A 23,589-nucleotide genomic window follows, 5' to 3' on the forward strand; every position below is an offset into this window, starting at 1 on the left:
CACAGCAGTACGTGTGTTCGACACCCTATCGAGATCGTCGGAGCCGTAACCGGCGGGACACGCCGGAGCCCGACGGCAGTAACGGCACCGAGCGCGACGCCAGTGCCGGCACCGCCGGGATTCGCCCGATGTCGACTGCGACCACACAGCACCGGCGGTGAGTATGTGCCGCTACCCCATGTGCGCCTGGCCGTACAGGTCGTAGTTTCATGCGCCATGACGGCAGATCCGAGGACGACCCCCCACGTCGTACAGGTCGATCTCACCGGCCGAACCGCCCTGGTCACCGGGGGCGGTAGCGGCATCGGGCGGACATGCGCGCGACGACTCGGCGCCGCCGGCGCCACCGTGGTGGTGGTGGACCGGGACACCGCCGCCGCCCGGACGGTCGCCGCCGAAGTGGGTGGTCGGGCCGTCGGCGCCGACCTGGCGGACCCGGAGACGGTCAACCGCCTCGATACCAAGGTCGACATCGTCGTCAACAACGCCGGGCTCCAACACGTCGCCCCGATCCCGGAGTTCGCCGTGGAACGGTTCGAATACCTGCACCGGGTGATGGTGGAAGCCCCGTTCCTGGTCATCCGCCGGGCCCTGCCGCACATGTACGCCGAAGGCTGGGGGCGCATCGTCAACATCTCCTCCGTGCACGGGCTGCGCGCCTCGCCGTACAAGGCGGCGTACGTCTCGGCGAAACACGCGTTGGAGGGTCTGTCCAAGGTAGTCGCATTGGAGGGGGCCGCGCACGGCGTGACCGCCAACTGCGTCAACCCGGCGTACGTACGCACCGCGCTGGTGCAGCGCCAGATCGCCGACCAGGCCGCCAGCCACGGCATCCCGGAATCCGAGGTCGTCGAGAAGATCATGCTGGGCCGGGCGGCCATCAAGCGGCTGCTCGAACCGGAGGAGGTCGCCGAGTTGGTGGCGTACCTCTGCTCACCACCGGCGGCATTCATCACCGGCGCGTCCATCGCCCTCGATGGGGGGTGGACGGCGAACTAGGGCACCGGCGCACAATGACCGTCATGTCCTCGCCGGTGGAGTTCCTGGAACTGCTCGCCCGCGAAGCCGCGGCGGTGGAGTTTGAAGGCCCGCTGGTGGCCGCGCGCACCACCGGAGCACCTCCGGAGCGGCTGGCCGAGCTGGAACGGGCCAAGACGGTCGCGTTGCGGGTACGGGCGCTGCTGGAACGACGGCGACGCCGGGAAAGTGAACTCTCCGGGCTGTACGACACCGTCAGCGACCTGGCCGGGCTCCGCGACCTGGACGACGTGCTGCGGGCGATCGCGCGCCGGGCCCGGAACCTACTCGACGCCGATGTCGCGTACATGACGCTCAACGACGACACGCGCGGCGACACCTACATGCGGGTCACCGATGGCTCAGTGTCGGCTCGATTCCAACGGCTGCGGCTACCGATGGGCGCCGGCCTCGGTGGCCTGGTCGCCCAGTCCGGTGCCCCCTACGTCACCGCGAACTATCCGGCGGACGACCGGTTCCACCACACCCGCGAGATCGACGCCGGCGTCGGTGAGGAGGGCCTGGTGGCGATCCTCGGCGTGCCGCTGCGGCTGGGCTCGATCTCGATCGGCGTGCTCTACGCGGCCAACCGCTCGGCACGCCCGTTCGCCCGGGAGGAGGTGGCCCTGCTGGCGTCGCTGGCCGCGCACGCCGCCGTCGCGATCGACACCGCTCGGCTGCTCACCGAGACCCGCTCCGCGTTGGCGGAGCTGTCGACGGCCAACACCACCATCGGGGCACACAGCGCGTCAGTGGAGCGCGCGGCGGCGGCACACGACCGGATGACCGCGCTGGTGCTCCGGGGCGGCGGAGTGGAGGAGGTCGCCGCCGCCGTACCGGAGGTGCTGGGCGGAGCGCTCCTGGCCCTGGACGCCGAGGGGCGGCTCCTGGCCCGGGTCGGCGAGATCGACGAACCGAGGCGGGCGGAGATCGTGGCCGCGGTGGCCGCGTCCCGGGCCTCGGGGCGCAGCGTGCGTCGCGGCCCACTCTGGTACGCCGCCGTGGTCGCCGGCGCCGAGAACCTGGGGGCGTTGGTGCTTCGCCCGGACGACGAGTTGGTCGACGCCGACCAGCAAATCCTGGAGCGGGCCGCTCTGGTCACCGCGCTGCTGCTGTTGTTTCGACGGACGGTCGCCGAGGCGGAGGGGCGGGTCCGCGGTGAACTCCTCGACGACCTGATCGCCGACCCGCCGCGCGACACTGACGCGCTCCGCGACCGGGCCCGCCGACTCGACGTGGACGTGGACACCGCGCAGGTGCTGGTCTGTGTGCACGACGGCGCAATCGCCGCGACGGACTCGGCCCGGCAACGGACCCTCTCCTGGGCCACCACCTACGCCTGCACCCGCGGCGGGCTGGCTGCGGCCCGGGACGGGAAGGTGGTGCTGATGCTGCCCGGCTCGGACGCCGGCGGCGCTGCCCGCGCGGTGACGCGGGACCTGTCCCGACTGACCGGTCGACGGGTCACCGCCGGCGGCGCGGGTCCCGCCACCGGTCCGACCTCGCTGGCAGCGGCGTTCCGCGAGGCGGAGCGCTGTCTGACCGCACTCGGCGCGCTCGGCCGGGCCGGGCAGGGCGCCAGTGCGGACGAGTTGGGCTTCGTCGGCCTGCTGCTGGGCGCGGTCGATATCGGCGGCGACCGTGATGTCTCCCGGTTCCTGGCAGCCACCGTGGGGCCAGTGATCGACTACGATGCCCGCCGGGGCACCGCCCTGGTACGGACCCTGGAGGCGTACTTCGGGGTGGGGAGCAGCCTGACCCGCGCCGCGGAGCAGCTACATGTGCACGTCAACACGGTCACCCAACGGCTGGAGCGGGTCGGCCATCTCCTCGGCGTTGACTGGCAGCAGCCGGAGCGCGTGCTCGAGGTGCAGCTCGCACTCCGGCTACACCGACTCCGCCACCCGCCCGGTTGAGCCCGCCCCAGTTGAGGCTGTGTCCGCCCCGCGGCCGGGCCTCATTCCCGGCGCCCCCACCAGCGCCGGGCCAACGCGGACGCGGTGCCCCAGATGCCCCGCCGGAACAGCAGCACCACCACGACGAAGATGCCGCCGGTGACCAGCCCGATCGCTTCGAAGCCGGAGAACGACAGCCAGTCCTCCAGGCGGACCAGGATGCCGGCGCCGAGCACGCCACCCCAGAGGGTGCCGATGCCGCCGAGGACCACCACGATCACCGCCTTGCCGGAGGTGGTCCAGTGCAGAACCTCCAGCGAGACGAAGCGATGGCTGACGGCGAAGAGCCCACCGCCGAGGCCGGCGACGAAGCCGGAGAGCACAAACACGGTGAGCTTGTACCGGTGCACCGGGTAGCCGAGCGCACGGGCACGCGCCGGGTTATCCCGGATCCCGACCAGCACCCGACCGAACGGCGAGTGGACGATTCGCCAGGCGCCGGCCAGACCGAGCAACACGATCGGCAGGATCGCGTAGTAGAAGTAGTAGTCGTCGGTCAGGTCCAGCCCGAACAGCTCCCGCGGCACCCCCTGCAGGCCGTTCTCGCCCTGGGTCACCGACCGCCACTCGTTGGCGACGTAGTAGACCAGCTGCGCGAAGGCGAGGGTGACCATGGCGAAGTAGATTCCGGTTCGCCGTACCGCCAGGTAGCCGATCGGCGCCGCGAGCACCGCCGCGGCGAGCGCCCCGGCCAGCACCGCGGCCGGAAACGGCAGGCCCAGGTGGATCGCCACCAGACCGGTCACGTACGCCGAGACGCCCCAGAAGGCCGCGTGCCCGAAGGACAGCAAGCCGGTGAAGCCGAGCAGCAGGTCCACCGCGACGGCGAAGAGCGCCCAGCAGAGGATGTCCACCGCCACCGCCGGGTACAGGCCGTTCGGTAGCCAGAGCGCCACCGCCAGGCCGGTGACGAGCAGCGCGTACCGGGCCCAGCCGGGGGCCCGGGCCGCCGCGACCAGGCCACTGGGCGCCCCCCGCCCGGCCGGCTCGGACCTGCTCTCCACGGTGCTCGTCATGCTGGCGCCTCCGCCCGGCCGAAGAGTCCGGCCGGGCGCCAGAGCAGCACGGCGGCCATCACGATGAAGACGATCGTCTGGGCCACGATCGGGAAGGCGGAGAGGTAGGCCTCGGCCCACGCCTGCACCATCCCGATCCCGAAGCCGGCGGCGACCGAGCCGAAGATCGACCCCAGCCCACCGATCACCACCACCGCGAACACCACGATGATGAGGTCCGCTCCCATCAGCGGGTTGACCGCGCGCATCGGCGCGGCGAGCACCCCGGCCAGCCCGGCCAGCGCGATACCGAAGCCGAAGACCGGGGTGATCCAGCGCCCGACGTTGATGCCGAGCGCCCGGGTCAGCTCCGGCCGCTCCGTCGCGGCCCGAACGACCATGCCGACCCGGGTACGGGCCAGCGCCCACCACACCCCGACGCAGACCGCCACCGCGAAGCCGAGGATGAAGACCCGGTACGTCGGGAAGTCGAAGAGTCCGAAGTCGACCGAGCCGCGGAGCCCGGCCGGCGCCTCGTACGGGCTGGACTGCACCCCGTACCGGAGCTTCACCAGGTCCTGCAGAATCAGCGTGAGGCCGAAGGTGAGCAGGAAGTTGTAGAGCGGGTCGAGCCGGGTGAGCCGGTGGATGAACGCCCGCTCCAGCGCCATGCCGAGCAGCGCCAGGGCCAGCGGCACGACCACCAGGGCGGCCCAGAACGGCACTCCCGCCTCGGCCAGCAGCACGTACGCGCCGAAGGCACCGAGCATGTAGAAGGCGCCGTGGGCGAAGTTCACCACCCGCAGCATCCCGAAGATGACCGCGAGGCCGAGCGCGAGCAGGGCGTAGAACGCCCCGCTGACCAGCCCGTTGAAGGTGCTTTGGAGAAAAGCGGTCACAGCGTGCAGTCCGGGGACGGGGCTCGGAACGCCTCCTCGGCCGGGATGGTGTCGAGGATCCGTACGTAGTCCCACTCCTCGGTGACCTCGGACTGCGGCTTCACCTGGGCCAGGTAGGCGTCGTGGATCACCCGGTGGTCCTCCGCCCGAATCTTGCCGTTGCGCAGGAAGATGTCGTTGACCTCCTTGCCCTCCAACTCCGCGACGATCGTGTCGGCGTCGTCGGTGCCGGCCGCCTGGACCGCCTCCAGGTACTGGGTGGCGGCGGAGTAGTTCGCCGCGTGCGCGAACGACGGCCGGGTGCCCGTCTCCTGCTGGAAGCGGTCGGCGAACTCCCGGTTCTGCTGGTCGAAGTTCCAGTACCAGGCGTCGGTGTAGGTGGTGCCGGCCAGCGCCGCCGGGGTGAGCGAGTGAATGTCGGTGATGAACATCAGGCCGACGGCCAGACCCACGCCCTTGTCGCGCAGCTCGAACTCGTTGTACTGCTTCACCACGTTGACGAGTTCCGCCCCGGCCTGCATGGTGCCGAGGACGTCCGGCTTCGGGTCCAGCGTCGCCGCCTTGAGCAGGTAGCTGGAGTAGTCGCCGCTGGTGTTCGGGAACGGCGCCCCGTCCTTGCCGACCACCTGCCCGCCGGCGTCGGCGATGGCCGTGGAGAAGCTCTTCTCCATGTCCTGGCCGAAGGCGTAGTTCGGGTAGAGGATGTACCAGTTCCGGCCGACCTGCTCGGTAGTGGTCCGGCCCGTGCCGTTGGCCAGCATGTACGTGTCGTACGCGTAGTGGAAGGTGTATTTGTTGCAGCTTTTGCCGGTGAGGTCGGTAGTCGCCGCGCTGATGTTGAAGTAGAGCCTGCGCTTCTCCTTCGCCACGTCGGCGACCCGCAGCGCCGCCGACGAGGTGGGCACGTCCAGGATCAGGTCGACCCCCTGCCGGTCGTACATCTCCTGGGCCTTGCTGTTCGCCAGGTCCGGCTTGTTCTGGTGGTCGGCGCTGCGCACGCTGATGTCCGTGGTGACCGCCCGGTCGCCGTACTTCGCCTGGAAGTCGGCGATCGCCAGCTCCACGGCCGTGACCGAGTTTCGGCCCGACAGCTCGGAGTAGGCACCGGACTGGTCGTTGAGGACACCCAGCACGATCGCGCCTCCGGTCACCTTCTCGTCCCCATCGGATTGGGGACCCCCACCACCGCAGCCGGCGACCACGAGCGCCGTGGCCGTTGCCGCCGCGACCAAACCCACCGTCCTACGCATGACCATCCCTTCGTCCGCGCACCGCGCGGGATCGGTCCTGAGCTACTCAGATGCCGAGGTACGACAGCAGTTCGCGTTCCCGCGACCGCACCTCGGAGTTCTCCATCGCCGCCGTGACGCGCCCCTCGGCCAGCAGGTAGTGCCGGTCGGCGACGCTGGTGGCGAAGCGCAGGTTCTGCTCCACCAGCAGCACCGTCACCCCGTGCCGCTTGGCTTCCCGCAGCAGGTCCCCGACCTGCTGCACGAGCAGCGGCGCCAGCCCTTCGGTCGGTTCGTCGCAGAGCAGCATGCGGGCGCCCATCCGCAGGACCCGGGCCAGCGCCAGCATCTGTTGCTCGCCGCCGGAGAGCGTCGTGGCGGCCGAGTTGCGCCGCTGGTAGAGGGCGGGGAACGCCTCGTACACCCGCTCCAGCGACCACGGGTCGGGCCCCACGGTGGGCGGCAGGGTCAGATTCTCGGTCACGGTCAGGGTGGCGTAGCTACCCCGATCGTCGGGGACCCAGCCGAGTCCCAGCCGGGCACGCCGGTCCGCCGACAGGTTGCCGAGCTCTGTCCCGCTCAGCTCGACGGTGCCCCGCCAGCCGGTGTGCAGGCCCATGACGCAGCGCAGCAGGGTCGACTTGCCGGCGCCGTTGCGGCCCACCAGGGTGACCACTTCACCGGGGTCCACGTGGAGACCGGCGTCCCGCAGCACCTGCGCCTCGCCGTACCAGGCGGAGAGGTTCTCAATGCGCAGCATCGGCAGCTCCCAGGTAGGCGGTGATCACCCGTTCGTCGGCGCGAACCTGCTCGTACGGGCCTTCGACGAGGACCCGGCCGGCCTGCAGGACGGTGACGGTGTCGGCGAGCCGCCCGACGACGCTCATGTTGTGCTCGACCAGCACCACGGTTCGGCCCTGCCGAACCTGGGCGATCAGCTCGACGGTGCGGTCAACGTCCTCCAGCCCCATGCCCGCGGTCGGCTCGTCCAGCAGCAGCACCTTCGGGTCCAGGGCGAGGGCGATCGCCAGCTCCAGGGCACGCTTGCGACCGTAGGCCAGGGCCTCGGCGGGAACCGCCGCCAAGTCGGCCAGGCCGACCATCGCCAACAGTTCGTCGGCCCGATCGGTGTAGCGCCGCATCAGCTTCGCCGACCGCCAGAACCGCCAGCCCAGCCCGCTCGGACTCTGCAACGCCAATTCGACATGTTCCCGGGCGGACAGCTGCGGAAAGAGGCTGGTGATCTGGAAGGAGCGGGCGACGCCCCGGCGGGCGACCTGCTCCGCCGGCAGGCCGGTGATGTCGCATCCCGCCAACTCGATCCGGCCACCGGTGGGCGACAGGAACCCGGTGAGCAGGTTGAACAGAGTTGTCTTGCCCGCACCGTTCGGGCCGACGAGCGCATGCACGCTGCCGTCGGCGACCGCCAGGTCAATGCCGTCGACCGCGCGGAAGCCCCGGAAGTCGCGGGTCAACCCGTGGGCCGACAGGAGACCTTGCCCGGCCATCGCCACCCCTCTCCCCGGCCTGGCGACGGACGAAAGTGGTGACTGCGGTCACAGGTCCGTCGGGTGTGCAGGAAACCTACGGCCGTAGATCGAGGAGAGGCTATGTTGCCGGACACCACATTCCGACATCCGGATGCGTGGCCGAACGACGCCCCTTCCCCCAGGTTCATCTCGCGGAGATGCTCAATCAACACACCCCCGCACACCAGCGAGCGTCTTCGGCAAGGCCGCCAACTCCTAACCCGCGGGCCTTGTTGCTTCTTCCGGTGTTGTTGCTTCCTCGGGGATTTGAAAACCGGGATCAGGCGGTCGCCGCCGAAGTGGATCTCGGCGATGTTGGCTTCGATCAGTGCCTTGCGCTGGCGTCGCGGCGGCGTGTGAGCTGCTCTAAGCGGATCTTGAGCTCACGAACCCCGCTCGCCGCAGAGGTCGGCGGTGAGGCTGCCCTCCAGGAGTACCTGGGCGTCCGGCGGGTACTGCTGGCCAGCTCCGGCACGGTCGCCCTGTACTCGGCGTACGCTGCATGCGGCATCGGACCGGGCGACGAGGTGATTGTGCCCGCGTACACCTTCTTGGCGACCGCGACACCGCTGTTCCACCTCGGCGCGATCCCGGTCTTGGCCGACTGCGACAACACCGGGAACATCGACCCCGCCGACGCCGAGTCCCGCATCAGCCCACGCACCAAGGCGATCATGGTCACCCACCTGTGGGGTATCCCCTGCAACATGGCAGCCCTGAACAGGCTCGCCGAGAAACACGGAATCATGCTGCTGGAAGACGCCTCTCATGCCCACGGGGCAATATCCCGTGGACGCAAGGTCGGCACCTTCGGGGCGGTATCCGCGTTCAGTCTCAACGGCCCCAAGCCCTTGTCGGCGGGCGAAGGCGGGCTCCTCGCGACCGACGACGACGAGATCTACTACCGGGCGCTGCTGCACGGGCACTACAACAAGCGCTGCCGTACGGAGATCCCCGAAGGCCACCCGCTGCGCACATACGCGACAACGGGTTTGGGACTCAAGTTCCGTATTCACCCTCTCGCCGCTGCGATCGCTCTGGAACAACTGCGCCATCTGGATGAGTACCTCGACGGACGAGCGCAGATGGCCGACTACATAACCAAGCAGCTCGCCGGAGTGCCGGGGATCGAGGTCCCCGAGTTGTACGACGGTGACCGTGCCGCCTGGTACGGGCTGCCGCTCCTTTACAAGCCAGGTGATCTTGACGGCCTGACGGCCGAGACGTTTTACGCCGCACTCAAGGCCGAGGGCTGCGCGGAGGCCGATCAGCCGGGCTCGACTTGTCCGCTCAACCTTCACCCGCTCTTCCAGGACCCGGGACCTCTCTTCCGCGCATACAGGGAGAAGCTGTCCTACCAGCCCGGCGACTTTCCGACCGCTGAACGCATCCACCAAAACACGATCAAGCTGCCGGTGTGGCACCGGTCCCAGGAGCGCCGCCTTGCTGACCAGTACATCGCGGCGATCATCAAGGTCAGTTCCCACTATCGCGACTTGCTAGGGTGATGAAATGGTCGATTTCACCGTCCTGGATGACCTCTGCACGACGGCGAAGGCCGACGGGGTACAACAACTCGTCGTCGGCGCGGTCGTCGCCGAAGACGATGCGGTCCTGCTTCTACAGCGACCCGCCGATGACTTCATGGGCGGCATATTCGAACTGCCCTCCGGCAAGGTCGAGCACGGCGAAGCGCTTGACGATGCCCTGCGCCGGGAGGTCGCGGAAGAAACCGGCCTGACCGTCGCCGACATCAACGAGTACCTGGGCAGCTTCGACTACACCTCGGGCAGCGGCAAGAAGACTCGCCAGTTCACCTTCGCCGTCGCAGTCGGCACGACCGAGCCAGTCCGCCTCACCGAGCACGACAGCTACCAATGGGCACCACTAAACGGTGACGTGCCGGTAACCGACGCGGTGTCGACCCTGCTGGATACCTACCGACAACTGCGCCCGCCCGCTCTCTGACCCACACCCACCCTGTAGGAGCAACGCTGACGCGTTCGAGGGACAAGACGGCGCAGGCAAAACCACGTTCCTCAATGCGGCATACGAACAGCTCACGGCCGACGGAGTGGACTGCCTCATCGTGGAGGAGTTCTCGACAAGTCGCCACGGACAACGACTTGTCGACGCCGTCGCACGCGACAAGTTCCTTCGGCCCGTTCCCGGTGATGAGAGCACCGCCATCACCCGCGCCCTGGAGATCGCCGCCGACCTCTACTACCTCAACCATCACGTGATCGGTCCGGCGCTCTCCAGGGACGGTGGTTCTCAAAGACCGCCATCGTGACACCCACATTTACACGGTCGCACCGATGCTGCTGGCCGCCGGAGCGATGCCCGACGAGGGCATCGCAGTGGCATGGCTGACGAGCCTGAATGTCACCGACGAAGACATCCGGATCTTCGGACACCGCGACAAGATCGCAAAAGCGCTCATCACAGCACACCCGGACCGCTATCTCGCCGTCGACAACATCGACATCGATGTAGCCGCAACTGCAGCGGCGATCATCTCCGCCGCACGCCAGCGGAGCAGGGGACTCCCCGCTCGGGCCCGCCCCAAGACCTGAACCTCGACGCAAGCCCTGCGACGACGACTGTTATCGCTATGCGACTTGCTGCCCATCGAGCGTGCTCGCGACACATGCACCGTGACGCGAACACCGACGGACTCACCGCAACCCGACGGCTCCCCGCCAAAGGCACGGGAGCCCACCGCCCACCACGACGGGATCACTGACATGGTGCTTGCCCTGCCTCTCACAACCAGGCTTGAGTCCGACGAGATCCGTACCGTGCTGGCGATCCATGTAGCCGAGCCGGACGGGCTCTGCCGTGGCTGTCTCGACGGGGCCCGGCTCGCGTACGCGCCGTGCCCTTGGGCGGTCTACGCGCTGCGTGTTCGCGCCGCGATCGAGTACGTCGACTGGCAGGAGCAATCATGGCGTGTTGTTCGAGGCGTGGCGTGAGCGGCAAGCGAGCCGTGGTCGCGGCGAACGCGCTGGCCGGGCCACAGGCGGCGCACAAGGTGATCGCCGAACACCTGCGATCGGATAGGGGCGGCCGGTGTCTGGCCTGCAGCGAGCTGGAGCCATGCAGCCAACGCGCGATGGCCCACGCGGTGCTGTTCGGCCACAGTCGTCAGCTTCCGCGACGCCGGCCGATGGAGCTGATCGGAGTACGGGGTGACTTCACCAACGGCGAATCGGAGACATTCCACGCGTTCGGCGAGTCGGGCTGACGCCGAGACTCGAATGTAAGCGCGGGTCGCCACGGAGGGACCCCCCGGCGGTTCCTTCGGCCCTCAAGACCTGCCCTGGCGTCTCCGTGGAAGGAGACGCCGGGGCGTGCATGGAACTCAAGCGGACCCGATTCCTGCATCATGCGGCATCACCACCCCGCCGAACCGGGGTCACGGGCAGCGGATCACCCGTGACCAGGAGTGTCGGCTCCGCCTGAAAACTGACCACGTGGTTCCGGCTGAATCGGGACCACCTCCTGAAGCATCGGGAGGTGCTGAGCGTGGAGGACTGGGCAGAGATCCGGCGGCTGCGGCGGTCGGAGGGTATGGCGATTCAGGCCATCGCACGGCGGTTGAGGATGTCTCGCAACACCGTGAAGAAGGCCCTGGCTAGTGATGAGCCGCCGCGGTATCGGCGGGCGGCGAAGGGCTCGATCGTGGATGCGGTCGAGCCGCAGATTCGGGCGTTGTTGGCGGAGTTCCCGGACATGCCCTCGACGGTGATCATGGAACGGGTCGGGTGGACCCGCGGTAAGACGGTGTTCTGTGATCGGGTGCAGCAGTTGCGGCCGTTGTTCCGCCGGCCCGACCCGAGCCAGCGGACGGAGTATCTGCCGGGTGAGTTGGCGCAGTGTGATCTGTGGTTCCCGCCGGCGGATGTGGCGTTGGGTTTCGGGCAGGTCGGCCGGCCGCCGGTGCTGGTGATGGTGTCGGGGTATTCGCGGTGGCTGTCGGCGGTGATGATCCCGTCGCGGCAGTCGCCGGACCTGCTGGGCGGACACTGGACGCTGATCTCCGGCTGGGACCGGACGCCGAAGGGCCTGGTCTGGGATAACGAGTCCGCGGTCGGGCAGTGGCGGGCCGGCCGGCCGCAGCTGACGGAGGCGATGAACGCCTTCCGCGGCACCCTCGGCATTACGGTGATCCAGTGCCGGCCGGCGGACCCGGAGGCCAAGGGCCTGGTCGAGCGGGCCAACGGCTATCTGGAGACCTCGTTTCTGCCCGGCCGCCGGTTCGCCTCACCGCAGGACTTCAACGCCCAACTCACCGAGTGGCTGGTGCGGACGAACAACCGCCAGCACCGGGCGTTGGGCTGCCGACCCGTGGACCGGTGGGACGCCGACCGGCAAGCGATGCTGTCGCTGCCGCCGGTCGCACCGGTGGTTGGCTGGCGGCAGAGCACCCGGCTGCCCCGGGATCATTACGTCCGGTTGGACAGCAACGACTACTCGGTGCACCCGGCGGCGGTGGGCCGACGGGTGGACATCGTCGCCGACGCCGACCGGGTGCAGGTGTTCTGCGAGAACCGCCTTTTCGCCCGGCATGACCGGTGCTGGGCCAAGCATCAGAGCATCACCAATCCCGCTCACCGCCAGGCCGCCGCCGATCTGCGAACAGCAGCCCGGCAGACACCAGCGGCGGCGGGCAGCATGCAGGTGGAGCACCGCCAGTTGGCCGATTACGACCGCATGTTCGGCCTCGATGTTGAGGTGGCCGCCTGATGGCCACCAAAACCAGCCGCAACGTCGCATCGGAGATCGCGTTCCTCACCCGCGCACTCAAGGCGCCGTCCCTGGCTGCCTCCGTCGAGAGGCTGGCGGAACGGGCCCGAGCGGAATCGTGGACGCACGAGGAGTTCCTCGCCGCCTGCCTACAACGCGAAGTCGCCGCCCGGGAGGCTCATGGCGGTGAGGGCCGTATCCGGGCCGCCCGCTTCCCGGCCCGCAAGAGCCTGGAGGAGTTCGACTTCGAGCACCAACGCTCCCTGAAGCGAGAAACGATCGCCCACCTCGGCACTCTCGACTTCATCACCGGCCGGGAGAACGTGGTGTTCCTGGGCCCGCCCGGCACCGGCAAGACGCACCTGTCCATCGGCCTGGGGATCCGGGCCTGCCAGGCCGGACACCGCGTCGCGTTCGCCACCGCCGCCGGATGGGTGTCCCGCCTCGCCGACGCCCACCACGCCGGCCGCCTGCAAGACGAACTCGTCAAACTCGCCCGGATCCCGCTACTGATCGTCGACGAGGTCGGCTACATCCCCTTCGAAGCCGAAGCCGCGAACCTGTTCTTCCAACTCGTGTCCAACCGCTACGAACGAGCCTCACTGATCGTCACCAGCAACAAACCCTTCGGCCGCTGGGGCGAAGTCTTCGGCGACGACGTCGTCGCCGCAGCCATGATCGACCGCCTCGTCCACCACGCCGAAGTCATCTCCCTCAAAGGCGACAGCTACCGCCTCAAAGACCGCAACCTCGGCCGCGTCCCCGCAGCCACCAAGACCAACAACTAAAGATCAAACAAACCCAAGGTGGTCCAGTTTCAGCCGGACCACGGTGGACAAGTTTGGGGCGGTGTTGACACAGGAGAAACTGGTTCAGGTTCCGCTGACCACCGCGCATCAAGAGCAAGGCCCTGACCTGGTATTTCGGTGCCGGTCGGGGCCTTTTCGCGTACGGCGGCGGTGGCTGGTCGCTCGGTGGGTGCTCAGGAGCCGTTGGACTTCGCGATCGTCCTGGCCGTCGCCAACCTCCTGGTTCTGAGGAGGCCGGCGGCGTGGTGCTGGAGTCGGCGGTGTCGTGCTGCGCTGCTCCCCCTACGCTGGCGGCATGAGGGGATCCCGGCGCGGACCGGACTGGTAGGTGCTGATGAACCGGCGTGCGGCAGCTGCTGCCGAGGCGATTCCCGACGCTGTCCGGGCGGACGTGGTGACGCTGTGGCGCTACCACGACCTGCGTCATGAGTTGCGTTCGTGCGATGTGGGGATCGGGCTGGGCAGTCATGATCTTGGGGTGGCGGTCGTCGCGACGCGTCTGTTCCACGAGGGCCTGTTTCCAAGGATCGTGTTTACTGGCGCGAATGCTCCGACGACGGTTGGGCGGTTTCCGCGTGGGGAGGCGGTGCACTACCGCGAGTACGCCGTTGAGCGGGGCGTATCGGCGGGAGCGATTCTGGTGGAGCCGCGTGCCACGAATACCGCCGAGAATCTGGAGTTCTCCCGTGCGTTGCTGGCCGAACGCCGGATCTCGGTGGCGTCGGTGTTGATCATGTCGCGGCCCTACCAGCAGCGTCGGGCTTATGCGACGTGCCGGCTGGTGTGGCCGGAGGTCGAGGTGGTGTGCGCGTCGAACCCACTCGACCTGGATGACTACGTGCGTAGCATCGGCGACGCGCGGCGGGTGGTGGACATGCTGGTGGGCGACACGCAGCGGATCGAGGTGTACGCGCAGCGCGGGTTCGCGATTCCGCAGGAGATGCCGGACGAGGTACGGGCGGCGTTCGAGCGTCTGGTGGCGGCCGGCTACACGAGCCGGCTGATCTGAGCCGGGCTACCAGCGCGGCCCTTCCGGCCGGACTCCCATCCGGTCGCTGAGTTCGACGGCGAGTCGAGGTGACCGGGGCGGGTGAGGATGTCCCGGACCAGGTCGCGGGAGAGCCGGTGGTAGCGCACCTGGTCAGGGCCGATGACCTCGGCGTCCAGCAGCGTGGCGAGCGCGTCGTCGATGCGGTTCCACCGGGCGAGGGCTCGGGCCCGCGCCTACCGCGTCAGTACCACCACAGCCGCCAGCATCGAAGAGGCCATCTCGTGAACGGCATCGCCTTCGGGGCGGTCAGCCGGTCAACGCGGTGAGGGCGCGATCGACGTCGTCCTCGCTGGAGTAGAGGTGGAACGAGACCCGGACCCGGCCGGCGCGTACCGCCGCCCGTAGGCCGGCGCGCTCCAGCCGTGACTGCGCCTCCGGCACCTCGGCGGTGGTGATCGCGCTGTCGCCGGGCGGCAGCCCGAGGCCGGCGCGGAATCGGTTGGCCAGCGCCACATTGTGTGCCTGGATCGCCGGCACCCCCACCTGCAGCAGCAGCTCCAGGGCGGGAGCCGCACCGATGTAGCTGAACCAGGCCGGGGAGATGTCGAAACGGCGGGCGCTGTCGGCGAGGCGCAGCGGCGGACCGTAGTAGGAGTCGTGCGGGTCGGCTCCGGCGTACCAGCAGGCGGCGTCGGGGCGCATCCGGTCCCGCAGCTCGGGCGCGTAGTACGCCAGGGCAGTCCCCCGCGGGGCCAGCAACCACTTGTACGCGGCGACGACAACCACGTCCGCGAGCGCGGCGTCGAACGGCAGCCAACCGCAGCCCTGGGTGGCGTCAACCGACACCAGGGCGTCGTGCGCCCGGGCCGCGGCGACGATGTCCGCGTATCGGGCCACCGCGCCGTCGGCGGACTGCACCAGGCTGAACGCGACCAGGTCGGTGTCGGCGTCGATCGCGTCCACGAGCCCCGCCAGCGGCACGGTCCGCACCCGGACGCCCCGCTGTTCCTGGGCCAGCCAGGGAAAGAGGTTGGAGGTGAACTCCACCTCGGGGACCACCACGGTCGCGCCCGGTGGCAGCGCCGCGGCCACCGGCGCGAACAGCTGCGACGCCGAGCTGCCGATCGCGACATCCCCTTCGGGGACACCGACCAGGCGTGCGAACGCCGCCCGGGTACGCGTCGTCGCCTCGTCCCAGCCCGCCCACGTCGCCCCCATGTTCCCCGTACGCCAGCCGGCGAGCGCATCCTGCAACGCCGCCCACGCCGGGTCGGGCGGCAGCCCGTAGCTGGCGGTGTTCAGCCAGCCCTCATGGGGCTGCCACAGCTGCTGTGCCTGCTTGATCTCCATGGCATCGACGCTAGCGACCGGGCTCGCTGCCGCAGAGGACCAATTCGGCGCGGGCGGCCCCGGCACCGGGCCGGTCAGGCCACGTTGGCCGGGCCCAGGACGCTCTTCAGGTCGGCCATCAGGGCGGTCGTCGGTGCCACCCGGAACGGGCCGAGGCGCAGCCGGGTCACCTTGCTGCCGTTGAGGAGCTTCACGTGCACCTCCGCGTCGCCCGGGTGCAGCACCAGGGTCTCCTTGAGCCGCTCCACCAACGGCGGCGTGCAGCGGGTCACCGGGATGGTGAGGGTGACCGGCTTGTTCGCCGAGTTGCTACTGACATCCGGAATCGACATGTCCATGGCCATGATCCGTGGGGTGTCGTCCCGGCGGTCAACCCGCCCCTTGACCACCACGATCGCGTCCTCGGCGATGTACTCCCCGATCACCTCGTAGGTGTTGGGGAAGAACAGCGTCTCCACCCCGCCGGCCAGGTCCTCCAGCGTCGCCGACGCCCACGCCCGGCCCTGCTTGGTGACCCGGCGCTGCACCCCGGAGAGGATGCCCGCGAGGGTTACCACCGTCCCGTCCGGGACGGTCCCCTCCTCGGAGAGGGCCGCGATGGTGGTGTCGGCGGCCGCACCGAGCACATGCTCCAGCCCGAACAGTGGATGGTCGGAGACGTAGAGGCCAAGCATCTCGCGCTCGAAGGCAAGCTTCTCCCGCTTGTCCCACTCCCCCTCGCCGATGACCGGCATCACCGTGGTGCTCTGTCCGGCGTCGGTGTCGGCGAACCCGGCGCCGAAGAGGTCGTACTGGCCGACGGCCTCCTTGCGCTTGACGTCGGCGTACGCGTCGATGGCGTCGGCGTGCACCGTGAGCAGGCCCCGGCGGGAGTGGTTGAGTGAGTCGAACGCACCCGCCTTGATCAGGGATTCAATGGTCTTCTTGTTGCAGACGACCGCCTCCACCTTGGACAGAAAGTCGTAGAAGTCGGTGTAGGCGCCCTTCTCCCCCCGACAGCGCATGATCGCGCTGACCACGTTCGCGCCGACGTTGCGGATCGCGGCCAGGCCGAACCGGATGTCCCGGCCGACCGGGGTGAACGGCCCGGCCGAGGTGTTCACATCCGGCGGGAGCACCTGGATGCCCATCCGGCGGCACTCCGACAGGTAGAGCGCCATCTTGTCCTTGTCGTCGCCCACCGAGGTGAGCAACGCCGCCATGTATTCGGCCGGATAGTTCGCCTTGAGATAGCCGGTCCAGTACGACACCAGGCCGTACCCCGCGGTGTGGGCCTTGTTGAACGCGTAGTCGGCGAAGGGGACGAGGATGTCCCACAGGGTCTGGATGGCCTCGTCGGAGTAGCCGTTGCCGCGCATGCCGTCGCGGAACGGCACGAACTCCTTGTCGAGGACCTCCTTCTTCTTCTTACCCATCGCCCGGCGCAGCAGGTCGGCCTTGCCGAGGCTGTAGCCGGCGAGGACCTGGGCCGCACGCTGCACCTGCTCCTGGTAGACGATCAGGCCGTAGGTGGGGCCGAGGATCTCCTCCAGCGGTTCGGCCAGCTCCGGGTGGATCGGGGTGATCTCCTGCAGGCCGTTCTTGCGCAGCGCGTAGTTGGTGTGGGAGTTGGCGCCCATCGGGCCCGGCCGGTACAGCGCCAGAACGGCGGAGATGTCCTCGAAGTTGTCCGGCTTCATCGTCCGCAGCAGCGACCGCATCGGCCCGCCGTCGAGCTGGAACACGCCCAGGGTGTCGCCCCGGGACAGCAGCTCGTAGGTCGGCTTGTCGTCCAGCGGCAACTGGAGCAGGTCGACGGTACGCCCGTGGTTGCTCTCGATGTTTTTCAGCGCGTCGTCGATGATGGTCAGGTTGCGCAGGCCGAGGAAGTCCATCTTCAGCAGCCCGAGCGATTCGCAGGTCGGGTAGTCGAACTGCGTGATGATCGCCCCGTCGGCGTCCCGGCGCATCAACGGGATGTGGTCGACGATCGGCTCGGCGGACATGATGACCCCGGCCGCGTGCACCCCCGTCTGCCGGATCAGCCCCTCGATCCCGCGCGCCGTGTCGATGACCTTTTTGACGTCCGGGTCGGACTCGTAGAGTCCACGGATCTCGCCGGCCTCCGCGTACCGGGAGTGCTTCGGGTCGAAGATGCCGGTCAGCGGGATGTCCTTGCCCATCACCGCCGGTGGCATCGCCTTGGTGATCCGGTCGCCGACCGCGTACGGGTAGCCGAGGACCCGCGCCGAGTCCTTGATCGCGGCCTTCGCCTTGATCGTGCCGAAGGTCGCGATCTGGGCGACCTTGTCCTCGCCCCACTTCTCGGTGACGTACTTGATTACTTCACCGCGCCGACGCTCGTCGAAGTCGATGTCGACATCTGGCATCGAAACCCGCTCGGGGTTGAGGAACCGCTCGAAGATCAGGCCGTGCGGCAACGGATCCAGGTCGGTGATGCCGAGGGCGTACGCGACGAGCGAGCCGGCGGCCGACCCGCGGCCCGGCCCCACCGCGATTCCCTCGTTCTTGGCCCACTGGATGAAGTCGGCCACCACGAGGAAGTACGACGGGAACCCCATCTGGATGATGACGCCCAGCTCATATTCGGCCTGCTTGACGTGGGTCTCCGGGACACCGTTCGGGAAGCGGCGGGCGAGCCCCTTGAACGTCTCCTTGCGGAACCAGGACTCGTCGCTCTCCCCCTCCGGCACCGGGAAGACCGGCATCAGGTTCCGGAAGTCGAACATCCCGGCCGGGTCGACCATCTCCGCGACCAGCAGGGTGTTCCGGCAGCCGGCGAGCCACAGGTCGGAGGAGTCGACGGCGCGCATCTCGTCGGCGGACTTGATGTAGTAGCCGCTGCCGTCGAACCGGAACCGGTTCGGATCGGCGACGTTCGCCGCGGTCTGCACGCAGAGCAGTACGTCGTGCGCCTCAGACTGCGCCTGGTAGGTGTAGTGCGAGTCGTTGGTCACCACCGGCGGGATATCCAGCTTGTGGGAGATCTCCGTCAGCTCCTGGCGAACCCGGCGTTCGATGTCGATGCCGTGGTCCATGACCTCCAGGAAGAAGTTTTCCTTGCCGAAGATGTCCTGGTATCTCGCGGCGGCCTTCAGCGCCTCGTCGTACTGGTCCAGCCGGAGTCGGGTCTGCACCTCGCCGGAGGGGCAGCCGGTGGTGGCGATCAACCCCTCGGCGTGCTCGGCAAGGAGCTCCGCGTCCATCCGCGGCCACTTGACGAAGAACCCTTCGGTGAAGGAGCGGCTGGTCAGCTTGAACAGGTTGTGCAGACCGACCTTGTTCTTCGCCCAGATGGTCATGTGGGTGTAGCCACCGCTGCCGGAGACGTCGTCGCTCTTCTGCTCCGGCCGCCCCCAGCGCACCCGCTTCTTGTGGAACCGCGACTCCGGCGCGACGTACGCCTCGATCCCCAGGATCGGTGTGACGCCGGCCGCCATCGCCTGCTTGTAGAAGTCGTTCGCGCCGTGCATGTTGCCGTGGTCGGTCATCGCCACGGCGGGCATCCCCTGCCGGTTGACCTCGGCGAACAAGTCCTTCAGCCGGGCCGCACCGTCGAGCATCGAATACTCAGTGTGCACGTGCAGATGCGCGAACGAATCGCCCATGCGTGGCCCCCCGGGTCGCTTCATGGGTGGTGAGAAGAACGGTCGGCCCACCCTATCCCTGGCCGCCGACACAGCTCCAGCGAGCCGCGCGGGGCGCCCAGTTGGGCGGCGGGGTGCCGGAGAAGCACCCCGGCGGTGCCGCCGGCGAGGCCAGGCCGACACCGCCGGATCCGCCGCTGGCGGATCAGTCCGCGAAGACCTCGGCCGGCAGCTCCACCGGGACCACCGTCGCGTCGATGTCAGCCCGCAGGGCGGCGATCCGCCGGACCAGCTCGGCCACCACCGCGGCGAGGGGCACCTGCGTCGTGACCCCGGTCACCCGGTCCCGGACCTCGGCTGCGCCGTCGGCGACGCTGCGCCGGCCGATGGTGACCCGCAGCGGCAGACCGATCACGTCCGCGTCGGCGAACTTGACGCCGGCCCGCTCGGCCCGGTCGTCGAAGAGCACCTCCACTCCGGCCGCCCAGAGCTCGTCGTAGACCCGCCGGGCCAGTTCACCGGCGGCGGACGCCAGGTCGTCGAGGAGGGTGAGGTGCACCTGGTACGGCGCGATGGTGACCGGAAGCCGCAGTCCCCGCTCGTCTCGGTGCTCCTCCGCGAGGCAGGCGAGTAGTCGCCCCACGCCGATGCCGTAGCAGCCCATGGCCACCGGCCTACGCTGGCCGTCGGCGTCGAGGTACTCCGCGCCGAGGGCGGTCGAGTAGCGGGTACCGAGCTGGAAGATCTGGCCTACCTCGACCCCGCGGGCGGTACGCAGTGCGCTGCCGCACTCGACGCAGGCGTCACCGGCACGGGCGGCGGTGATGTCGCCGACGTGATCGGCGACGTAGTCCCGCCCCACGTTGACGTTGCGCAGGTGCACGCCCTCCCGGTTGGCGCCCGCGACCAGGTTCGTGGAGGCGGCGACCAGCTCGTCAACGATGACGGTCACGCCCGTCGCTCCGACCGGCGAGCCGTAGCCGGCCACTGCGCCGATCTCGGCGATCTCCTCCTCGGTCATCGGACGCAGCTCCGCCGCCTGCACGAGGTTACCGATCTTGGTCTCGTTCGCCTCCATGTCGCCCCGGACGACCGCCAGGATGAACTCGGTGCGCACCGGCTGGTCGCGCTTCTCCCGCGACACGGCCAGGAAGATCGCCTTGGCGGTCTCGGCCGCCGGCACGCCCAGCGCCGCCGTCAGCGCGGCGATGGTGGTGGCCCCCGGGGTGGCGATCTCCGCCAACTCCGCCCACGGCGCGGTGGACGGCGCCGGCTTGCCGAAGGTGGCGGCCTCCCGGTTGGCGGCGAAACCGCAGGAGTCGCAGATCAGCAGGGTGTCCTCGCCGATCGGGGTGAGGTAGACGAACTCGTGGGCCAGGCTGCCGCCCATCATGCCCACGTCGGAGCCGACCGCCGCGACCGGCAGCCCGCACCGTCGGAAGATGTTGAAGTACGCCTGGTACTGCGTCCGGTACCGCGCCGCCAGCCCCGCCGCGTCCACATCGAAGCTGTACGCGTCCTTCATGACGAACTCCCGTACCCGGATCAGGCCGGCCCGCGGCCGCGGGTCGTCCCGGAACTTTGTCTGGAGCTGAAACACCAGCCGCGGCAGCTGGCGGTAGGACTCGATCTCCGACCGGCCGAGGAACGTCACCAACTCCTCGTGGGTCATCGCCAGGACCAGTTCCCGGCCACGACGATCCTGGAAACGGGTCAACTCCGGGCCGATCGTGAAGTATCGGCCGGACTGCTTCCACAGCTCCGCCGGATTCACCACCGGCATCGAGACTTCCTGTCCCCCGACCCGCTCCAACTCCGCACGCAGCACGGCCTCGATCTTGCGGATGGTGCGCCAACCGAGCGGAAGATAGGCGAAGATGCCCTGCCCGACCTGCCGCAGCATGGCGGCCCGCTGGAGCAGTTGGTGTCCCTCAGACTCAGAACGTCCCGGCGCGGTATGCAGGGTGGCGCCGAACATGGTCGACATTTTCATGGGTAGGCCCTCACAAAATCCGGATGGTGCTGCTCAGGGTTACGAAGTGGCCCGGGGCTTACGCGATGAATGACCCCAGAGCGCGAGCGCGAAACGGCGCGGAAAGGCGGCGGGGACGAAGCGGCCTGGTCGCCGGAAGGGGCAAGCCGCCGGAAGGTTTGCCGGCGCGAACACCAGCCGAGGACGGAGCGTCGCTCAGCGGGGCGCCGGCGGAGTAGGTCGAGGCGCTGGCGGGCCGGAGGGCGCAACGAGCACCGGGCTCGGCCCGCCCTGCTCGATGCCGCTCATCAACGCCCACCCTCCACATCAACCACTGCGACTGTAGCGGAAAACTCCCCCGACCGCCGGCACGCCGACACGCCCTCCGGCAAGCCACGCGGGGAGACGAGCCACGCGGGCAGACGGGTCACGCGGGCAGACGGGTCCCGGCACCGGTCCCGTGCCGGGAACAAGACGGATCCAGCGAGATGGCATCCTCGACCGATGGACACCGCGGCGGGGACGTACTGGCGGCGGCCCAGGCCGACCCCGGAGCAGCAGCGGCGGGACCTCATCCTGGGGCTGGCCGTGACCCTGCTGGCCCTCGCCAGTCTCACCCTCACCCGCGGCACGGGTCTGTTCCTGCTCGGCCCGCCACCGTCGTTCACGGAACAGCTGTTCTGGGCCGTCGCGGTGGGCCTACCGCTGATCTGGCGGCGACGATTCCCCGTAACGACGACGCTGGTCATCTCGGTCGCGTTCGTTGCCGCGCAAGCCCGCTCCGCACCGGAGACGCGGGTCACCGCGGGGGTGCTGTTCACGGCCATCTACACCCTCGGCGCCTGGGGACAGGACCGCCGCCTGGCCCATCGGATTCGGATCGGCGTGATCGCCGCCATCTTCGGTTGGGTGGGCATCTGGTACTCGGTCAATCTGGGTAGCATGTTGGCGGACCCACCCCCCGAGGCGTTCGCCAACGCCGTGGGACCGATCCCCCCGCTGATCGCCGCGGTGCTCACCGACGCACTTTTCAACATCCTGTTCTTCGGGTTCGCCTACTTCTTCGGTGAGATCGCCTGGCTGGCCGCCCGACGCGAGCACGAACTCCAGACTCAGACCGATGAGCTACGCCGGTCACAGGCCGAGGTCAGAGCGCACGCCGTGGTCGGTGAGCGGGTGCGGATCGCCCGGGAACTGCACGACGTCGTCGCCCACCACGTCTCGGTGATGGGGGTGCAGGCCGCCGCCTGCCGCCGGGTCCTCGACCGGGACCCGGCCAAGGCCCGCACCGCACTGGCCGCGGTCGAAGAGTCGGCCCGCACGGCGGTGGACGAACTCCGCCGGATGCTCGGCGTCCTGCGGGCCCGCGACCACGAGCCGGACACCGTCGAACCGCCCGCCGGGATCAGCCGGGTCGCCACAGTGGTCGAGCGGGCGCGCGAGACCGGGCTAAGGGCCACGCTGGGGGTGTACGGCGAACCGACGCCGATCCCGGAATCGATCTCCCAGACGACGTACCGGATCGTGCAGGAAGCAGTGACGAACACGCTCAAACACGCCGTTGCGGCGACCACACTGGACGTGCGGATCCGCTACCTGGCACACGAGGTGGAGGTGGACGTGACCGACGATGGCCGAGGCGGAAGCACGACGAATGTCGACGGGGTGGGCCTGGTCGGCATGCGAGAGCGGGTCGCCGCTCACGATGGCTCGCTGGAGATCGGCCCCCGCGCCGCCGGCGGCTGGCGAGTCCGGGCCCGCTTCCCGCTGCCGCTGACCGAGCGGCAGGCGGCGTGACCACCGAGCCGGCGACCAACCGGGCCATCCGGATCCTGCTCGCCGACGACCACCACCTCGTGCGTACCGGGTTCCGGGTCATCCTCGAGGTGGAAGACGACATCCATGTCGTCGGGGAGGCCGCCGACGGCGAGCGGGCGGTGAGCATGGCCGGTGCGCTCCGCCCAGACGTGGTCCTGATGGACGTGCAGATGCCCCGGTTCGACGGGCTGGAGGCCACCCGACGGATCGTCGCGGAGATGGACCGACCGAACGCTCCGGCGGTGTTGATCCTCACCACCTTCGATCGGGACGACTATCTGTTCGCCGCACTGCGCGCCGGAGCCAGCGGATTTCTGCTGAAGAACGGCACGCCGGAGGCGCTCGTGGCGGCGATCCGGGTGGTCGCCCGCGGCGATGGACTCATCGCCCCCGAACTGACCCGGCGAGTGATCGCCGCCTTCGCCCGGCCGAGCGGCGAACCAACGACGACGGCCGTGGCGCTGCCGGACCTCACGCCACGCGAGCACGAGGTACTGGTTCTGGTCGCCTCCGGAGCGAGCAACGCCGAAATCGCCGCCACCCTACGCCTCGGCGAGGCCACCGTGAAGACCCATGTCAGCCGGGTGCTGGCCAAACTCGGCCTGCGGGACCGGGTGCAGGCAGTGGTCTTCGCGTACGAACACGGGGTGGTGCGGCCGGGGAGGTGACCGCCTCCGTCGCTGGGTGGA

The 23,589-nt window shown here is 69.1% G+C and carries 21 protein-coding genes and 1 pseudogene; 13 read left to right on the forward strand and 9 right to left on the reverse strand.

The window, feature by feature from the left end; translation table 11 throughout:
• Positions 1-216: 216 nt before the first annotated feature.
• Both B116_RS0118290 and B116_RS0118295 read left to right on the forward strand, forming a co-directional pair.
• Complete coding sequence (locus B116_RS0118290) at positions 217-999, forward strand: 3-hydroxybutyrate dehydrogenase (RefSeq protein WP_018722758.1); 783 nt, start codon at positions 217-219, stop codon at positions 997-999.
• A gap of 14 nt (positions 1,000-1,013) precedes the next feature.
• Positions 1,014-2,933 carry a helix-turn-helix domain-containing protein gene (locus B116_RS0118295; RefSeq protein WP_018722757.1) on the forward strand — a complete coding sequence of 640 codons (1,920 nt, stop codon included), beginning with the start codon at positions 1,014-1,016 and terminating at the stop codon, positions 2,931-2,933.
• A gap of 41 nt (positions 2,934-2,974) precedes the next feature.
• Here the strand turns inward: B116_RS0118295 and B116_RS0118300 are convergent, their stop codons facing one another.
• The 5 genes from B116_RS0118300 to B116_RS0118320 are packed head-to-tail and all read right to left on the reverse strand — an operon-like array spanning position 2,975 to position 7,603.
• The gene (locus tag B116_RS0118300; RefSeq protein ID WP_027660897.1) at positions 2,975-3,988 is read right to left on the reverse strand and encodes a branched-chain amino acid ABC transporter permease; all 1,014 of its coding nucleotides are present in this window, start codon (positions 3,986-3,988) and stop codon (positions 2,975-2,977) included.
• A complete protein-coding gene (locus B116_RS0118305) occupies positions 3,985-4,866 on the reverse strand; it encodes a branched-chain amino acid ABC transporter permease (RefSeq protein ID WP_027660898.1) in 882 nt (293 codons plus the stop codon). The genes B116_RS0118300 and B116_RS0118305 overlap by 4 nt, the downstream gene beginning before the upstream one ends.
• Entirely contained in the window at positions 4,863-6,122 is a 1,260-nt protein-coding gene (locus tag B116_RS0118310) for an ABC transporter substrate-binding protein (RefSeq protein WP_027660899.1), read from the reverse strand. Before B116_RS0118310 ends, B116_RS0118305 begins: the two co-directional genes overlap by 4 nt.
• 40 nt (positions 6,123-6,162) lie before the next feature.
• On the reverse strand, positions 6,163-6,855 hold the full coding sequence (locus B116_RS0118315; RefSeq protein WP_018722753.1) for an ABC transporter ATP-binding protein: 693 nt from the start codon (positions 6,853-6,855) through the stop codon (positions 6,163-6,165).
• A complete protein-coding gene (locus B116_RS0118320; protein WP_027660900.1) occupies positions 6,842-7,603 on the reverse strand; it encodes an ABC transporter ATP-binding protein in 762 nt (253 codons plus the stop codon). Before B116_RS0118320 ends, B116_RS0118315 begins: the two co-directional genes overlap by 14 nt.
• A 254-nt stretch (positions 7,604-7,857) precedes the next feature.
• On the opposite strand from B116_RS0118320, the gene B116_RS0118325 reads away from it, so the two are divergent.
• The 9 genes from B116_RS0118325 to B116_RS0118365 all read left to right on the forward strand — a co-directional run bounded on the left by B116_RS0118325 (position 7,858) and on the right by B116_RS0118365 (position 14,191).
• Positions 7,858-9,132, forward strand: coding sequence for a DegT/DnrJ/EryC1/StrS family aminotransferase (locus tag B116_RS0118325; RefSeq protein ID WP_223874609.1), 1,275 nt, complete (start codon positions 7,858-7,860; stop codon positions 9,130-9,132).
• A gap of 4 nt (positions 9,133-9,136) precedes the next feature.
• A complete protein-coding gene (locus tag B116_RS0118330; protein ID WP_027660902.1) occupies positions 9,137-9,592 on the forward strand; it encodes an NUDIX hydrolase in 456 nt (151 codons plus the stop codon).
• Positions 9,593-9,713: 121 nt separating this feature from the next.
• On the forward strand, positions 9,714-9,917 hold the full coding sequence (locus B116_RS28795; protein WP_317888969.1) for a hypothetical protein: 204 nt from the start codon (positions 9,714-9,716) through the stop codon (positions 9,915-9,917).
• A gap of 25 nt (positions 9,918-9,942) precedes the next feature.
• Positions 9,943-10,200, forward strand: coding sequence for a hypothetical protein (locus B116_RS0118340; RefSeq protein WP_027660904.1), 258 nt, complete (start codon positions 9,943-9,945; stop codon positions 10,198-10,200).
• An 81-nt stretch (positions 10,201-10,281) separates the two neighbouring features.
• The gene (locus B116_RS25360; protein ID WP_223874610.1) at positions 10,282-10,599 is read left to right on the forward strand and encodes a hypothetical protein; all 318 of its coding nucleotides are present in this window, start codon (positions 10,282-10,284) and stop codon (positions 10,597-10,599) included.
• Positions 10,596-10,871 (forward strand): hypothetical protein, encoded by a 276-nt coding sequence (locus B116_RS0118350; protein ID WP_027660905.1) that lies wholly within the window; start codon positions 10,596-10,598, stop codon positions 10,869-10,871. Before B116_RS25360 ends, B116_RS0118350 begins: the two co-directional genes overlap by 4 nt.
• Positions 10,872-11,143: 272 nt before the next feature.
• Positions 11,144-12,373 carry an IS21 family transposase gene (istA, locus tag B116_RS0118355; protein WP_027660906.1) on the forward strand — a complete coding sequence of 410 codons (1,230 nt, stop codon included), beginning with the start codon at positions 11,144-11,146 and terminating at the stop codon, positions 12,371-12,373.
• Positions 12,373-13,161, forward strand: a complete 789-nt coding sequence (istB, locus tag B116_RS0118360) for an IS21-like element helper ATPase IstB (protein WP_027660907.1) — start codon at positions 12,373-12,375, stop codon at positions 13,159-13,161. The genes istA and istB overlap by 1 nt, the downstream gene beginning before the upstream one ends.
• Before the next feature lie 349 nt (positions 13,162-13,510).
• On the forward strand, positions 13,511-14,191 hold the full coding sequence (locus B116_RS0118365; RefSeq protein WP_027660908.1) for a YdcF family protein: 681 nt from the start codon (positions 13,511-13,513) through the stop codon (positions 14,189-14,191).
• A gap of 6 nt (positions 14,192-14,197) precedes the next feature.
• On the opposite strand, the pseudogene B116_RS28800 reads toward B116_RS0118365, so the two are convergent.
• From B116_RS28800 to B116_RS0118390, 4 genes and pseudogenes are all read right to left on the reverse strand, one after another.
• Positions 14,198-14,400: pseudogene (locus tag B116_RS28800) on the reverse strand (hypothetical protein); the annotation flags it as partial.
• Positions 14,401-14,479: 79 nt separating this feature from the next.
• A complete protein-coding gene (locus tag B116_RS0118380; protein ID WP_027660909.1) occupies positions 14,480-15,523 on the reverse strand; it encodes an aminotransferase class V-fold PLP-dependent enzyme in 1,044 nt (347 codons plus the stop codon).
• A gap of 74 nt (positions 15,524-15,597) precedes the next feature.
• Positions 15,598-19,131 carry a DNA polymerase III subunit alpha gene (dnaE, locus tag B116_RS0118385; RefSeq protein WP_027660910.1) on the reverse strand — a complete coding sequence of 1,178 codons (3,534 nt, stop codon included), beginning with the start codon at positions 19,129-19,131 and terminating at the stop codon, positions 15,598-15,600.
• Between the two features lie 184 nt (positions 19,132-19,315).
• On the reverse strand, positions 19,316-21,097 hold the full coding sequence (locus B116_RS0118390; RefSeq protein ID WP_027660911.1) for a proline--tRNA ligase: 1,782 nt from the start codon (positions 21,095-21,097) through the stop codon (positions 19,316-19,318).
• A gap of 489 nt (positions 21,098-21,586) precedes the next feature.
• On the opposite strand from B116_RS0118390, the gene B116_RS0118395 reads away from it, so the two are divergent.
• Both B116_RS0118395 and B116_RS0118400 read left to right on the forward strand, forming a co-directional pair.
• Positions 21,587-22,879 carry a sensor histidine kinase gene (locus B116_RS0118395; RefSeq protein WP_027660912.1) on the forward strand — a complete coding sequence of 431 codons (1,293 nt, stop codon included), beginning with the start codon at positions 21,587-21,589 and terminating at the stop codon, positions 22,877-22,879.
• On the forward strand, positions 22,876-23,568 hold the full coding sequence (locus B116_RS0118400; RefSeq protein WP_027660913.1) for a response regulator: 693 nt from the start codon (positions 22,876-22,878) through the stop codon (positions 23,566-23,568). Before B116_RS0118395 ends, B116_RS0118400 begins: the two co-directional genes overlap by 4 nt.
• The last annotated feature ends 21 nt before the right edge of the window (positions 23,569-23,589 follow it).

This window comes from Salinispora fenicalii, assembly GCF_000514815.1.
GTDB classification, from domain to species: domain Bacteria; phylum Actinomycetota; class Actinomycetes; order Mycobacteriales; family Micromonosporaceae; genus Micromonospora; species Micromonospora fenicalii.

Coding starts and splice junctions, on each gene's coding strand:
- B116_RS0118395 (WP_027660912.1), top strand. CDS start 21,587: ATGGACACCGCGGCGGGGACGTACTGGCGGCGGCCCAGGCCGACCCCG.
- B116_RS0118330 (WP_027660902.1), top strand. CDS start 9,137: ATGGTCGATTTCACCGTCCTGGATGACCTCTGCACGACGGCGAAGGCC.
- B116_RS0118390 (WP_027660911.1), bottom strand. CDS start 21,097: ATGTCGACCATGTTCGGCGCCACCCTGCATACCGCGCCGGGACGTTCT.
- B116_RS0118290 (WP_018722758.1), top strand. CDS start 217: ATGACGGCAGATCCGAGGACGACCCCCCACGTCGTACAGGTCGATCTC.
- B116_RS0118315 (WP_018722753.1), bottom strand. CDS start 6,855: ATGCTGCGCATTGAGAACCTCTCCGCCTGGTACGGCGAGGCGCAGGTG.
- B116_RS0118310 (WP_027660899.1), bottom strand. CDS start 6,122: ATGGTCATGCGTAGGACGGTGGGTTTGGTCGCGGCGGCAACGGCCACG.
- B116_RS0118340 (WP_027660904.1), top strand. CDS start 9,943: ATGCTGCTGGCCGCCGGAGCGATGCCCGACGAGGGCATCGCAGTGGCA.
- B116_RS0118295 (WP_018722757.1), top strand. CDS start 1,014: ATGACCGTCATGTCCTCGCCGGTGGAGTTCCTGGAACTGCTCGCCCGC.
- dnaE (WP_027660910.1), bottom strand. CDS start 19,131: ATGGGCGATTCGTTCGCGCATCTGCACGTGCACACTGAGTATTCGATG.
- istB (WP_027660907.1), top strand. CDS start 12,373: ATGGCCACCAAAACCAGCCGCAACGTCGCATCGGAGATCGCGTTCCTC.
- B116_RS0118320 (WP_027660900.1), bottom strand. CDS start 7,603: ATGGCCGGGCAAGGTCTCCTGTCGGCCCACGGGTTGACCCGCGACTTC.
- B116_RS0118380 (WP_027660909.1), bottom strand. CDS start 15,523: ATGGAGATCAAGCAGGCACAGCAGCTGTGGCAGCCCCATGAGGGCTGG.
- B116_RS0118300 (WP_027660897.1), bottom strand. CDS start 3,988: ATGACGAGCACCGTGGAGAGCAGGTCCGAGCCGGCCGGGCGGGGGGCG.